General features: G+C 53.9%; 13 protein-coding genes and 1 pseudogene. 3 read left to right on the top strand and 11 right to left on the bottom strand.

Features of this window, described 5'->3' with window-relative positions; translation table 11 throughout:
• The 6 genes from BJQ17_RS28280 to BJQ17_RS28260 form a co-directional block, all read right to left on the bottom strand.
• On the bottom strand, window positions 1–602 hold a 602-nt coding region (locus BJQ17_RS28280; RefSeq protein ID WP_139139834.1), incomplete at its 3' end, for a cytochrome c.
• A 10-nt stretch (window positions 603–612) separates the two neighbouring features.
• The gene (locus BJQ17_RS28275; protein ID WP_070096943.1) at window positions 613–2805 is read right to left on the bottom strand and encodes a molybdopterin cofactor-binding domain-containing protein; all 2193 of its coding nucleotides are present in this window, start codon (window positions 2803–2805) and stop codon (window positions 613–615) included.
• Between the two features lies 1 nt (window position 2806).
• A complete protein-coding gene (locus BJQ17_RS28270; RefSeq protein WP_010487142.1) occupies window positions 2807–3268 on the bottom strand; it encodes a (2Fe-2S)-binding protein in 462 nt (153 codons plus the stop codon).
• A 99-nt stretch (window positions 3269–3367) separates the two neighbouring features.
• A complete protein-coding gene (locus BJQ17_RS30715; protein ID WP_230064408.1) occupies window positions 3368–3703 on the bottom strand; it encodes a hypothetical protein in 336 nt (111 codons plus the stop codon).
• Between the two features lie 28 nt (window positions 3704–3731).
• Window positions 3732–4766, bottom strand: a complete 1035-nt coding sequence (locus BJQ17_RS28265; RefSeq protein ID WP_070096942.1) for an NADP-dependent oxidoreductase — start codon at window positions 4764–4766, stop codon at window positions 3732–3734.
• A 112-nt stretch (window positions 4767–4878) separates the two neighbouring features.
• On the bottom strand, window positions 4879–5472 hold the full coding sequence (locus tag BJQ17_RS28260; protein ID WP_033975250.1) for a TetR/AcrR family transcriptional regulator: 594 nt from the start codon (window positions 5470–5472) through the stop codon (window positions 4879–4881).
• Between the two features lie 390 nt (window positions 5473–5862).
• Here BJQ17_RS28260 and BJQ17_RS28255 point away from each other — a divergent pair, with 390 nt between their 5' ends.
• A complete protein-coding gene (locus tag BJQ17_RS28255) occupies window positions 5863–6483 on the top strand; it encodes a glutathione S-transferase family protein (RefSeq protein ID WP_033975249.1) in 621 nt (206 codons plus the stop codon).
• A 2-nt stretch (window positions 6484–6485) separates the two neighbouring features.
• Here the strand turns inward: BJQ17_RS28255 and BJQ17_RS28250 are convergent, their stop codons facing one another.
• A complete protein-coding gene (locus BJQ17_RS28250) occupies window positions 6486–6932 on the bottom strand; it encodes an acyl-CoA dehydrogenase N-terminal domain-containing protein (RefSeq protein WP_070096941.1) in 447 nt (148 codons plus the stop codon).
• Between the two features lie 463 nt (window positions 6933–7395).
• On the opposite strand from BJQ17_RS28250, the pseudogene BJQ17_RS28245 reads away from it, so the two are divergent.
• Window positions 7396–7611, top strand: a pseudogene (locus BJQ17_RS28245) (JAB domain-containing protein); the annotation flags it as partial.
• Window positions 7612–8186: 575 nt separating this feature from the next.
• Window positions 8187–9134 (top strand): inovirus-type Gp2 protein, encoded by a 948-nt coding sequence (locus BJQ17_RS28240; RefSeq protein WP_070096944.1) that lies wholly within the window; start codon window positions 8187–8189, stop codon window positions 9132–9134.
• Window positions 9135–9332: 198 nt separating this feature from the next.
• Here BJQ17_RS28240 and BJQ17_RS28235 read toward each other — a convergent pair whose 3' ends face one another.
• The 4 genes from BJQ17_RS28235 to BJQ17_RS28220 form a co-directional block, all read right to left on the bottom strand.
• Window positions 9333–9953, bottom strand: coding sequence for a hypothetical protein (locus BJQ17_RS28235; protein ID WP_070096940.1), 621 nt, complete (start codon window positions 9951–9953; stop codon window positions 9333–9335).
• A 479-nt stretch (window positions 9954–10432) separates the two neighbouring features.
• Window positions 10433–12406, bottom strand: a complete 1974-nt coding sequence (locus BJQ17_RS28230) for a nuclease-related domain-containing DEAD/DEAH box helicase (protein WP_070096939.1) — start codon at window positions 12404–12406, stop codon at window positions 10433–10435.
• 9 nt (window positions 12407–12415) lie between these two features.
• The gene (locus tag BJQ17_RS28225) at window positions 12416–13321 is read right to left on the bottom strand and encodes a hypothetical protein (RefSeq protein ID WP_070096938.1); all 906 of its coding nucleotides are present in this window, start codon (window positions 13319–13321) and stop codon (window positions 12416–12418) included.
• Window positions 13321–14087, bottom strand: a 767-nt coding sequence (locus tag BJQ17_RS28220; RefSeq protein WP_139139833.1) for a DUF3696 domain-containing protein, incomplete at its 5' end; no start/stop codon positions are given. The genes BJQ17_RS28225 and BJQ17_RS28220, both read right to left, overlap by 1 nt.

Below are 14087 nucleotides of genomic sequence, written 5' to 3'. Positions count from 1 at the left end.
TCGCTGCTGACAGCCTGAAACAGGTTGCGCGGTGAATGGCATTCGCCGCAGTGACCCGGCCCTTCGACGAGGTATTTGCCGCGATTCCACTCAGCAGAGCGCTGGCTGTCCGCCTGAAATGGCTCATCGTTAAGGAACAGCAAATTCCAGAAAACCATGCCCCAGCGCTGATTGAACGGGAAGCCGATGTGGTTTTCGCGCGGTGCTTGCTCGACCGGTTCCAGGCTATCGAGATAACCCTTGATCGCGAGGATGTCATCGCGCGACATCTTGCTGTAGGAGGTATAGGGAAACGCCGGGTAGTAGTGCTTGCCGTCACGGCCAATGCCGGTCTGCAGCGCACTGACGAACTCGTCATCGGTCCATGCACCGATGCCGGTTTGCGTGTCCGGGGTAATGTTGGGCGAAAACAGCGAGCCGAACGGCAGCTTGAACTCAACACCACCGGCGAAGGGTTGACCGCCAGGCACGGTATGGCAAGCCACACAGTTGGCAGCGCGCGTCAGGTATTCGCCCTTAGCCAGCAAGTCCTCTTGCGCATAGGCCGCTTGCGCCAGCAGAGCCGCGCTGGCGAGCGTCAGTAGGTTGCTTATTAATTTCATCAAGTGCTCCTTAAACCGGGTAGTAGCCGAAGCGGCTCAGCGGCAGGCGACGGATGCGCTGACCCGAGGCGGCGAACAGGGCGTTGACCAGGGCCGGACCGATCAACGCAGTACCGGCCTCGCCGACGCCACCCGGCGCCTCCAAGCTAGGCAGCAGGTGCACCTCCACCGCCGGCGCTTCGCTGATGCGCAGCTGCCGGTAGTTGTGGAAGTTGGTCTGCTGCACCTGGCCGTTTTCGATGAGGATTTCGTTGAATAGCGAGGCGGACAGGCCGAACAGCGTGCCGCCCTCGATCTGCGCCTTAACCGAGGTCGGGTTAGTAGCAAAGCCGCAATCCACCACACTGACCAGCCGCTTGATGCGTATGCCCAAGTCGCCCTGCATCTCCAGTTCAACCAGGGTCGCCACATAGCTGCCGAACACCGCACTGACCGCCACACCACGGCCTTGCCCTGCGGGCAACGGCTTATTCCAGTCAGTCTTTTCAGCCAGCAAACGCAGCACCGCCTGGGCACGCGGCTGCTCCGCCATCAGTTCCAGGCGGTAGGCAACCGGGTCGGCCTTGGCGTTGTGCGCCAGCTCATCAATAAAACACTCCAGGGCATAGGTGCCGCGCAGCGGGCCCACGCCGCGCCACCAGGACACGGGCACAACGCTCGGCTCCTGGCGGATATAACGAACCTGCAAATGCGCCAGGCTGTAGATGGGGTCTACCGCCACTTCCACGGCATCACTATCCACGCCATTGGGCGGCAAGCTGCCGACATAACGGGCGAGAATCGAGGCGCCGGCGATGCGGTGCTCCCAACCCAGCGGCCGTCCCTGCTCGTTGAGGGCGGCCTGCATACGGTCGGCATACAGCGGCCGGTAGAGGTCGTGGGTCATGTCTTCCTCACGGCTCCAGATCAGCTTGATCGGGTAATCGACCTGGCATGCGATGGCCACCGCTTGGGTGATGAAATCAAACTCCAGACGCCGGCCGAATGCGCCACCGATCAATTGGTTGTGCACCTGGATTTTTTCCACGGGCAACCCGGTGACTTGGGCGGCCGTCTGCTGGGCAAACACCGGTACTTGGGTGCCGACCCACAGCTCGCAGGCATCTTTGCGCACATGGGCCACACAACTCATGGGTTCAAGCGGCGAATGGGACAACAGCGCCTGCTCGTAAACCGCTTCGAACTGGCTGGCCGATTGCTGCTTGGCTTGCTCAATGTCGCCGCTGCGCTTGGCGACCACGCCATCACGGCTACTGGCGGCGAGCAGCTCCTGGTCCAGCTGCGCTGAACCAATCGCGGCATGTGGGCCGAGTTCCCACTCGATCCTCAGCGCCCTGATGGCCTGCTGACAGGCCCAGAAGTTGCTCGCAGTGACGGCCACGGCATTGTCCAGGCGCACGATGTCGCGCACCCCAGGCACTCGTCGCGCCTGACTTTCATCAACGTTGAGCAGCCGCCCGCCATACACCGGACAGGTGATACTGGAGGCCACCAGCATGCCGGGGATTTGCAGGTCGATGGTAAAGTGCGCCTTGCCGTTGACCTTCGCAGGCGTATCCAGACGCTGCGCGGGGGTGCCCAGCAACTTGAACTGCTCGGGGGTTTTCAGCGGCACTGCGTCGGGCAATGGCAGCGTCGCAGCCGCCTCGACCAAGTCGCCATAGGCCGCCTGCAGGCCATTGGGGCCAAACACCTGGCCGTTCTGCGCATGGCACAGGCTCGGCGCGACGCGCCATTGCAGAGCAGCCGCCTGGATCAACAGGATGCGCGCCGTAGCGCCCGCCCGACGCAGCGGCTCCCAGGTAACACGAGTAGAAGTCGAGCCACCGGTGGCCTGAAACTGCATCAGGCTGTCGGTATACAGCGCCGAGTTCGGTGGCGCTTCCTGGATCACTACCTGATCCAGGGGCACTTCCAGCTCCTCGGCGACCATCATGGCAATACCGGTTTGCGCACCCTGGCCCATTTCAATTTTCGGCGAGATCACCGTGACCACGCCATCGGGGCCAACGCGGACAAAGGCACCGTAACCCTCCGCGGAGTGATCACCAAGCCGACCTGCCGCAGCCGCCTCGGCGGCTGCGCTTTTGGCCACCAGCGGCGGTAGCCAGGTACTCAACACCAAGCCACCGAGGGCGATACCGCTGCCCTGCAAGAGGCGGCGACGGGAGATATCAACAGTCACTTCGTTAGGCTTTTTCATCTCACGCCTCCTCAACCTGGCCAACACTGTGAATGGCCGTGCGAATCCGGGTGTAGGTGGCGCAGCGGCACAGATTGCCCGCCATGGCGGCATCAATTGCCTGATCATCGGGCTTCGGCTGGCTCTGCAGCAGCGCCGTGGCGGCCATGATCTGCCCTGATTGGCAGTAACCGCATTGCACCACCTCATGCGCCAGCCATGCCTGCTGCACGGCTTGGCCCACGACCGTCTCACCGATGGCCTCAATGGTGGTGATCGCGCGGCCCGCCACGGCGGAAATCGGCGTCACGCACGAACGAATCGGCTGGCCATCGAGGTGCACGGTGCACACGCCGCACTGGGCAATGCCGCAGCCATACTTGGTTCCGGTTAGGCCCAGCACATCGCGCAGGACCCATAGCAGAGGCATATCGGGGGCAACGTCAACCTGCTGCGACTGTCCGTTGATGATTAGCGTTTGCATGGTATTTCCTCTGCTTAAAGTGTTGATGCCGACAACCTTGGTTATCGCTTTGATCATGTGGGTGCGCGACGTGAGGCAGACTTAAACAGCGTCATGCCCTCACGAATCTATTCGCCTTAAACGGGCAACCAGCCACCCGGCCAATGGAAAGGAAATAAGCTGGGTGACAGGCACCAATACCAGCACTTCCACCAGCACCATTACCGGGAAACTCAGATCACGGGTCAGCGGGGCTAATACACTCAGCACCAACAAGAGTGTTGGGTAAAGCCCCAGACAACCAACCACTACACGCCAGAACATGGCGTTTATTTTATGCGAGCGCTTACTGGGTGTATGCATAACTCCCCCTGCAGGCATTGCCTGTAACTTAGCAATCTGGATTTTTTTAAATAAAAAAGCCCTACCAGCAAGGAGCTTGAGCTGGCAGAGCAATAACCTGTGTTATTCCAACAAGCGGCAATCAGTCCTCACTGACGCGAACCACTAACTTGCCAAAATTTCGCCCCTCGAGCAGGCCGATAAAGGCCTTAGGCGCCTCCTCCAGACCACTCACTAATTCTTCACGGTATTTAATCCGGCCCTGCGCAAACCAGCTCGACATATCGTTAAAGAACTCGTTGTAGCGGTGGCCGTAATCATCAAAAATAATGAAACCCTGCACATGAATACGCTTGCGCAGAATGCTGCCCATCAAAGCAGGCAAACGATCTGGCCCGTTGGGTAAAGCGGTATCGTTGTAGTGCGCAATAATGCCGCAGACGGGCACTCGGGCCTTGGTATTGAGCAGCGGCAGCACCGCATCGAAGACCTTGCCGCCGACATTCTCGAAGTAGATGTCGATACCTGCCGGGCAGGCCTTGGTCAGTTGCTCGGCGAAGTCCGGCGCACGGTGATCGAGACAGGCATCAAAACCCAGCACCTCGACCGCATGTCGGCATTTTTCCGCGCCGCCGGCGACACCGACCACATGGCAGCCCTTGATCTTGCCGATCTGCCCCACAGTCGCGCCGACCGGCCCGGTGGCCGCCGCCACCACCAGGGTTTCACCCGCCTGCGGCCGGCCAATATCGAGCAAGCCCATATAAGCGGTGAAGCCCGGCATGCCAAAGATGCCCAAGGCATAAGAAGGATGCGCCGGCGACTCACCCAACGCGGTCAGATCGCTTCCATCGGACAGCGTGTAGTCCTGCCAGCCAGCAAAGGACAGCACCCAGTCACCGGCCTTGTAGGCCGGGTTTTTCGAAGCCTCCACACGGCATACAGTGCCACCCACAATCACTCCACCGACTTCCACCGGCGCAGCATAGGACGGTGCATCACTCATGCGACCACGCATGTAAGGGTCAAGTGAGAGGTAAACGGTACGCAGCAGAACCTGCCCTTCTGCTGGCTCAGGAATGGGGCTTTGCTCAATGCGAAAATTCGCTTCGAGAGGCGCACCGTGGGGACGTGAGGCCAGAACGACGCGCCGATTGATTAGCTTTGATTGGGGCATGTGCAAACTCCTGGGGTTGCTGAAGTTGGGGTTGTCTCGATCACCCGAATTAGACCAGTCGGCTAGTTGGTCAGTGAAAAAAATGCCCACCAACAGGTGGGCAACCTCGCCATCAGATGTTGTCAGAGGTCAGAATGGTCTGAGTTGTGGCCATGGCGTTTTCCAGCGGCCGACTATTACGGTGTAGCTTGCTCAGCAGACTCGCACCGAGCCACAACTGGTAAAGGGCCGTCGCAGTGTGGAAAGCATCGTCCAGTGCCAGAGAACCGTCTCGCTGCCCCTGCTCAATACATTCAGAAATCCGCGCAATGATTTGATCTGCACCATCGCGCAGCGTGAGGCGCATGGGCTCCGAAAGATCAGCTACCTCTGCGCTCAGCTTCACCACCAGGCACTTCTGGTCGTCGCAGGGCTCGCAGTAGCTGTCTAGCCACTTCTGCCAATACCCCATCAGGCGCTCGCGGGCCGTGTTGCCCGTGACGGCAAAACGCTCATCCATGCTCGCCAAATAATTGCGAAAGTAATCCTCAAGCAACGACTGGCCGTACTGCTCTTTGGACTTAAAATAATGGTAAAACGAGCCTTTCGGCACGTTAGCGGCCTGCAAAATCTCGTTAAGGCCCACACCAGTGAAGCCCTTAACCACCATCATGCGGTGGCCGGTATCGAGTAAATGCTGACGCGTATCATCGTAACGTAGTTTCATGGAATTAATGTATCAATAAATAGACCAGTCGTCTATAGTGGATTTCTGAGAGAATTGTTAGCCATTCTTGATGACCACCAGACAGTATACAGACCAACCCACACTCAGCAGGCTCATGGCGGCGCAGTACGGCGAAGCACCTACCTGAAGCTCAAGGGGAACCTTCAAACCGCCCTTCGCTCGCGCCCCAGAAGGCAAGCTCCTGGATACAGGCCTCAGTGGATTCGGAGCGAACCTAGAGGGCATCGCTGCACTCAGCTTGCCGGACTAGTAGACCGGTCGCTTAGTCAGAGGTAACATTGATGCCGGGTTGCTGCTCAAACACCCTGTCGACAGCCCTCATACAAAGCACACTTCCTTTTCCACTATAACTTAAAAGGCATAATAACGATGATAAAACTTCACCACCTCAATGACTCTAGGTCGTTTCGTATTCTGTGGCTACTGGAAGAAATAGGCCAACCATATGAAATCATTCGGTATCAGCGTGATAAAAAAACACATCTAGCTCCCGAAACGCTGAGGAACATTCACCCCCTAGGAAAATCTCCAGTTATCGAGCTTGATGGAAAAATAATTGCGGAGTCAGGCGCCATCACAGAACTCCTGATAAATAAATTTGCACCTCGCTTAGCACCCAAAGAAAGCTCTCCAGAATATCTTGACTACTTACAGTGGATACACTTTTCAGAAAGCTCAGCAATGCTCCCGCTCTTACTGAAAATATTTAATGAGTTTGAAACACAATCTGGAACCAAACTAAAATTCCTTAACAACTACGCCGAAGTAGAATTCAATAAAGTTTTTTCCCATCTAAACGAACACTTGAACAATAAAAAGTTTTTGGTCGAGGAGAGGCTCACAGGAGCAGACTTCATGCTGGGATTTGTAGTAAAGAGCGCGCTCAACCTACTCAAATCCAAGAGCGAATTTCCACATATTGAAAACTACATTAAAACCCTTGAAAACCAGACAAGCTACAAGCTAGCGCTGATTATCGACGCGAAGTGAGTTTAGCTTTTTAACAAATAGCCGTGGCAGACCATCAAACTGCCATGGCCCTTCACTATCATAGAGCTAAGACCAACAAAGCTGACAACCTTCAAGTAACGGAACACTGGAGTGATGATCAACCTGCTTAGACCCTGGCCGCCGAACTCGGAGGGGCACGCCAGCGCCGTCCAGCCGCCTTCGGCGAACTGGCGGTAGCCCTCGCGGAACCCGGCCGGCGTCTTAACAGAGCGGGTCGCCGGGTCGTAATGGCAGCCTTCCTTGTCGCCCGAACTGTTCAGCGGGGCCAGCCACCCCTCAGCCACGCGCGCCGCCTCTTCGAGGATCGCTCCGCCCAAGTCTGCGCCGAATTCCCCCTGGGATGGCAGCGCCTGCAGGTGCGTATAGGCGTCGAGTAGTTCATCGAACACAAAGCGCATGTCGCGGAGCGGCGCGCGGTAAGCCGGCATAGTCGAGCCCCATAAAGCTGTACATTCAGTAAGTTTGTATAGATTTTCTACTGACGCGTATAAGTTTTCGCAAGATACTTGTACAACTTTTCCCGCCTGGGGGATGACCGGCCAGTTCCGCTTTCAGCGCCTCGGCAGGTCGCTTTGGCCAGCCAGGCCCCTCGCCCTGTAGCTTTCGCCCACCCGCAGGGAGGCCTTGAAGGAAACGCGCGTTATAAATCACCTCACTCATCCTGGCACTCATTGCCAGTGCCACAGGCGCCGGCTACCTGTACCTCAGCCAGGTGCCCCGCCTGGCCTACCTAGTGTATCGACGGCTGGGCCATGAGCGATGGGGGCTCCTTTGGGCTGGAGGTGGTAGATGTCGAGGGCCGTGTCGTTCTGCTGGGCATCCAGGCCACCGCCCTCAATGCACCGGTGGAGCACTATCCCGCCTTAATCGGGCGACCGCTGTTCGGCATAACCGCAAGAAGTGGTGAAGATGGCATTGGAGCACAATGCTGCGGCCGTCATTATGGTTCACAATCATCCCTCCGGTGACCCAGAGCCCAGCCAAGCCGATCGCACCCTGACCACCACCCTCAAGAACGCTCTGAACATGGTCGGCACCTGCCTATTGGATCATGTGGTGGTTGGCCATGAAGGTTGTGTGTCGTTGGCCGAACGAGGTTATCTCTAGCCAACTCCGCGTAAAAGGTTGCTCCTGGGGATCCCAAGAGCAATCTTCAGGACGGGAAATCATTTATTTTTTGTTCTGAAGTGACTACACATCAGCCGAGAAAGCCGGATCGGCAGCTGCTATCGAAAATTATGAACAGGCTCCAGACCCCGACACCTGGCCGACGTTCTTGACCGACCGGTTGAAGGCACGCCCTTTGGCTCTGGTTGGTGCCGATTAGTATATTCCTGCTTGGACAGGTCAACGGCTGTCGATACTGGCTCCTCCACGATTTTTTGTCACCTCTGATTGTCGATCGCGATCTCAGATAACTCCCACACAAATAAACTTGTAATCCCCCAAAGAAACACGACAAACTCACAGGCCGACGCCCCAACATCACGATAAAAAAATAAAATGTAACTTGGTTTTATTTATATTGGATCAGCTTTTGACCTACATCAATCTAACAATACATCTTACCAGAATAAACAATAACTTAAAAAATAGCACGCACTCACATGCAAAGCACTGGAGCCAGTAAAATCCTACACAACAAGTTACTGATATGCCTTCACAACTTATCAGTAACTTTCATGAACAACAAAACCCCAAAAGCACCATTCAACACTTCGCAATCACGAGCTTCGATTCAGATCGAAAATATCGTCAAGATGATTGAGAACACTAGCGAACCAGCCTTTCATATTACCGAAAACACAACTGGTTATGAGCACATAGAGCTCAGCAGCCTGTCTGCACTTTTCTTCAACATTCAGCATCTGCTCAGCATCCACACGGACCACTACGAATATAGTGAGCACCTCCAATTATTTTGGAGAGCTTGTAGTGAAGTCGGTCTTGAGCGCAGCCCAGTTGGCCCCGTATGCCTAGACCCTACGGGCCTTTACTACCTCAGCTTTCACAGTTCTATGAACGAGTTAGTAAACAGAGTCAGGCAGCTAACGCGCGAGCCTGGATACAGGCGCAAAGCGAGTGACCGCAGTTACCAAGCCCGACAGCGCGAAGCGGACGTGGAAACCTACGCCCGTGCAGTACTTAACCGCTACTCACGCACTGTCGTCATTCGAGTAGACCTTCATTATTTGGAAATAGTTGACCCTTTACTACGTATCGAAGATCTATTCAGAGACTTAGCAACCCTGATTAGATCTCGCGAACGCAATCCGATCTTCGAATATGAAACGGGCTACATTTGGTCTGTAGAGCAAGGCAAGAACAAAGGTTTCCACATCCATACTGCCTTCTTCTTTAACAGCGCGCACGTTTATAGTGACTGGCACAAGGCGCAGGAGATAGGCGCTCTCTGGGAGAAAATAACGGGTGGACGAGGTTACTTCTTCAACTGCAACGCAGACAAACAAAAATATACAAAACTCGGCATCGGCACCATTAAGCGAGCCGATACGCAGGCTTGCGAAAACGTCATCAACACCATGCGCTATCTAGCCAAGGAGGAGCAACATCTGCGCATAAAGCCAACCAGAGCACGAACCTTCGGTATGGGACACTTGCCGCACTGACGATATTCAAGTACCCATCAAATCAGATCAACATAAGAGAACAGCCTTCCGTCGGCTGTAGGGCACGTACATAATCAAGTATTCGGCTGGGTGACCGCCGAATACTCGCACCATCGTACAGCTTAATCCCTAACCACCTTCTACCGGGCACGCCAATGGCATATCGTTAAAAGCAGGACCAGTATCACCGAGAGATTTTCATGAGTTTGAAACGATCTGGATAACGTTGATGTTATCGGGGTAAGAGGTGGATGTGGTGATACGGTCCACTTTGATGGTCGTATTATAGTATCGACCCGTCTTGGCGTCCTTTCGCTCATTCAGCCCATAGGCATGGTTCGTGTACGAGCAAGCCACAAGGTAAACCGCGGCGTCATCGTCACGCCCAACAATTGCTACCCAATGATCCCCCATCCCACCTTCTTCGAACTCAGCCTTTTCCTTCACACAGAGAATCGCCACCGACTCAGTGAAATCCATCGTTGCCAGAGACTCAATATCGGAGGGAGTGACCACCGAGGACACAGCAGAGCCATCAGTCATCACCTCGAGGCAGGTAGCAATAAACGCTTGCTTGACCTTAGCGTCTGTCGCGTTCCTGAGCTTCCCGAAGTCACTACCATCGCCCAGTACGAAATTGTGAAGGGATGGCGTGCTACCAATCACCCGCCTCCAAAAATTTGAATTCCTGTAAGAAAAGTCTGAAGCTTTTTCGCTAGGGCTTCTCAGTGCTTTGTACCCATTGAACAAAGAATAAATTAGGCACAGCCCATCAAAGTGCCCCTGAGCCAAGATCCGTTGAATCGGAGTCGATTTCAAGTCTATTTTCCTTTTCTTTATGCCAAATCTGAGGCACTGGCATCCATATTAAAAACGACTCGAAGAGTTTATCCTGACTGCGGAGCTGGCTACTTGACCAGCCCCATCAGCTTCCCATACCCATCCACCACGCCGTACCTCAACTGCATCTTTTCTCAATGTAGGCCTCCACGGCATGAATCACTGGTGGCGCTCACTCTTTCATAGCCCTCCATTCTCATTGCCGTACCCAGCAGCAAACCACTCCACCCAATAGAGCCCCCAACATAATTGAAGGCAATAAATCTTTAAATCGCTTGACCGCCGGCATAAAAAGCAGAGCAAAAAGCACGTAGGAGGATGAGTAAATTACCGCAAAAAAACAATAATCTAGACTTGGCGACAGCAATAATCGCCGCAGTGGAAAAGCGAGCCTCTTGATTCTTCGTACATACCCTCCGGACGCCCCAAGAATCGATACGCCTCCAAAAGACCATACCTCACTCAGACGCATGGAGAGCACTCGATCGCTGCACATACAAATCAACGACATCAAGATTTCGCACAAAGAAATCAAAATATCGACTACCATCTGGCAACAGCACCACGATGTTTTCTTTTGCCCTAGTCAAGCCCGCATACACCAACTCTGGCCCATCCAAGTCGTTAACGATCACGAAAATCGTGGGGGATTCAAAACCTTTAAAACTATGAAGAGTCGATAACTTCATTACGCCGCTATTCAGATTGAAGCCTTGCTTACGGCTGGCGCTCAACTGGCGCAACTCCTTTTTCTCTTCCGCACGCCCAAGCCTTTTTCCGCAAACTCTCTCAACATCTTCCTTCGAGGCAAAGCTTGTAATCGTCCGCTCCTGATGCCGAGGCCCTTTTCGGATAGCAAAATCGACCTCCCTCAGAACATCTTCCCTTGACGACACAATGGTGATGTCATTCGGATGAATGCCTTCGCGCTTCGCAATAGCGACAATGAGCTCAGCAACATCAATCAACCTATCAGCTGACCATGTCCCTACGGCACTCAAGCTAATCCCTGGCAGAAAAGCGGTTTGCTGATAAGACTCATCCCCATCAAAAACATATTTCTCTGAAAGGAATTGCTTCTGAAAGGCAACAGACAACTGCAACACCGGAGAGTCCTGCTTATACCTAAAGCTCTTATTCAATTTCTGCCAGCGGCCAAAGCCGGAAATAATGTTTGCCCTCTTCTCCTCATCGACAGCACGCTCATAGATATTCTGTTTCTCATCCGCAAACAGAACCATCTCACCGCCTTCGGCCAGGAAATTCATTCTTATGATTCGCTGCCATTCAGGCTTGTAGTCCTGAGCCTCGTCAATGAGGATGGTTTTGTACTTATCAGCAACATAATTAGCTAAAACAGACTCATTCGAATAATAATGCTCTTCAAGATATGCATTGGAATCCACCAATCCCTCTGGAACCTTCACATCGATTCCTGCACTGCTTAGAGCCGCACTCATAAATTTGTGGTAATTGACTATATGGAAAGCACCCCAACTGAAGTCTTCGCGAACCTCACTAATTTTGTCTCTGATGAACATGCGAAGCGTCAGGTTGAAGGTGAGTATCAACACGGGCTCGCCGTGTCGCCTGTGCGCATTCACCGCGCGCTTCGCCAAGACGGAGGTTTTACCCGACCCAGCCACTCCGCATACCTTGGCCCGGGCGCCTTCAATGCTCTCAGATAGCCGCACCTGTGGCTTTGTGTAGAGAATGGGCTTTCCTTCATTGGCGTAATGGAATGGGGGCTGAAGTAAGCGCATAAGCTCTGCATATACGCCCTCCTCAAACTGAGGATTCTGCTTGCCGCCTGAGAATGCAATTCTTTTCAGCGAGTCTCGCGTAATGGCCAATGAGCCCAAGTCGCGCTCTAGCTGTTTTTTCTTATTGGAGAGATAGAGTCGCTTCTTCTCATACTGCTCATACCCGATTTTTTTCTCACGAAACGCCTGTTGAACCTCATCCAATTCACTTCGCAACTCACGCATTGCAGGCTCATAAAAGGCTGCAATCTCATTTTTGGTAGCATTGTGGAAGTACACATAAACCTTTATCAGGCCGTAAAATGTTTCGCTAGCCATGCTTTTGTCAAGCAGACCATTTGCGTGCACTTCAAAAAGGTTCTGTTTATAGGCGAACGCCTGAGAAAAAGGAGACCTCAGCAGAGCCTGATTTTTGAGCAGCCGCCATTGATTCTTCACATCCACGCTGTAACTACTAAGGTTCCAGTCCTTGACCTCCACAACAATAGCGCCAACACCCTTTTTTATGATTACAACGTCAGGGCGCTCGCCATTGAAGCAAGGCTGAAAGTAAACCTCAGCTTCTGGATCAAAATTCTCTCTTAAATAAAAAAGCAAAAACAGCTCACCCTCTGTTGGCGACTGCCTGGAAAGCTTTGCCTCTTCAATACCTGGAATAATCTTGGCCAAGTTTTCACCTCAATAACTTCGCGGCAAAACAATAGACTCAGCGTTAGCCAGGCCATCATCAGTTTCCAGATAGCGACTATTCAGCTCAGCCACACGACGCTCATCCAAGCAAACAACATCAGTTAAGTGCTGGCGCCGCCCATGATCCGGGGGTTCAACAAAACCACGATCAAAACGCAATCCAGCACGCGGGCTGATTACATAACGGGCATGAAAGTCTTGATCCAAAGCAGCATCAGACAATAGATGAATACGTATACAAACCCCTTGCCTCAGTATAGCGTCAAGCATCCTTCCATAATCGGCAGCAATAAGGTCAACGCGACGGTCATCAGTGCTTTTTGCGGTAAAGATGCTCACCTCAACCAGGCGATGCTCCTGCTGGCGACAAAGATCAACCATTGCCTCCAGAACCTTGCAGCACTTGGGCATGGCCTGAAAATACGGGTCGACTAGAACAATGCGATCAGAACTTAGCAACACATACCGCGCAGCCTCGGCCAAAGCTTGAGCATTACGCTTAACCTGCACATCACGACGATTTTCAAACAGCGCCTCTTCAACCTCGGCTAGACAATGAAATCGCTCTGCATCGTTCTTATCCCGCACCAAGATTGCTGACAGACGCTCGCGTACACCATCTTGTTTGGCATTGGCGATCCAATCGTCACCATCAAACGGCAGCCCCAAGCGCACCAGCCGGTCGTTCTGGGCTTGGCGCAGCTTCTCGACGATACGCGCCCGCTCCACATCCCCCACGCCGCGACGCTCACAGGCCTCAATCACCAAGCGGGGCCAGGGCTTAGGAAAGCGTGCAATCAACAAGCCCTTGCTGTAGCCGAACTTCTCTAGTGCGTACTTCAAGTCTTGCCAGTTATTGATAGCGTCCGGCTCAATGGCGAATATGGCGTGCATCAGAACAGCTCCTCGCCACGCTCGGCGAAGAAACCATTAGGCCAGCGAGTAGTGAACTCGCCATAGCGATCAATCTCGATACGCGTTGCCTTTACCCCGCCTACTGCCGTGTCGAGGTAGATAATCGACACATCCTCAGGTTTCAGCTGCTGCAGGCCATTGGGTAAATCACCCTCAGTGCTTTCGCGAATACGCCGCAAAATCCGCAAGATCAAATGTTCGCTGTGGGTCTCGATCAGGTAGCTACATTGGCGATTGGCCTGGGTTAGCAAATCACCTATGCCAACCTGAATTCGCGGATGCACATGCAGCTCTGGCTGCTCGCAAGTCACAAGCCCCTGGCGCGCGACCACTGCCGCCACAATCAGCGGAAACAGCTGTGAAATCCCCACACCAACCTCGGAGAAGGCTACCTCGCACCGCCGCGCGTCATCCCACAGCGCCCATTGATTGCGCACCTGCTCAATAACGGCACCCTTAGGGGCAGCGCTCTCAGGCGCTAGCTCCTGCAGAAGCGCTTTCAGCTTCTCCATATCTATAGGCGCTTTCTGCTCTGACGGATTGCCTTCCTCATCAGCACCGCTGAAGCTGATTTCAAGCTTATCGCCATGCGCATCGAGCATGGCGCGCAACTCGCCCAGACTGTCGTCACCACCGGAATACACCACCTTGCTCACCACCGACTTTGCACGCAGTGAATAGCCCAGGCCGAGATGCCCCATCCACTGGTTAATCTCGGCCAGCAAGGCGGGCGCTTTGTGCTGGC

The organism is Pseudomonas sp. NBRC 111139 (assembly GCF_001753955.1).
In the GTDB taxonomy this organism is placed as follows: domain Bacteria; phylum Pseudomonadota; class Gammaproteobacteria; order Pseudomonadales; family Pseudomonadaceae; genus Aquipseudomonas; species Aquipseudomonas alloputida.
The sequence above is the reverse complement of the archived record's forward strand: the minus strand, read 5'-3'. Positions and strand labels throughout refer to the sequence as shown.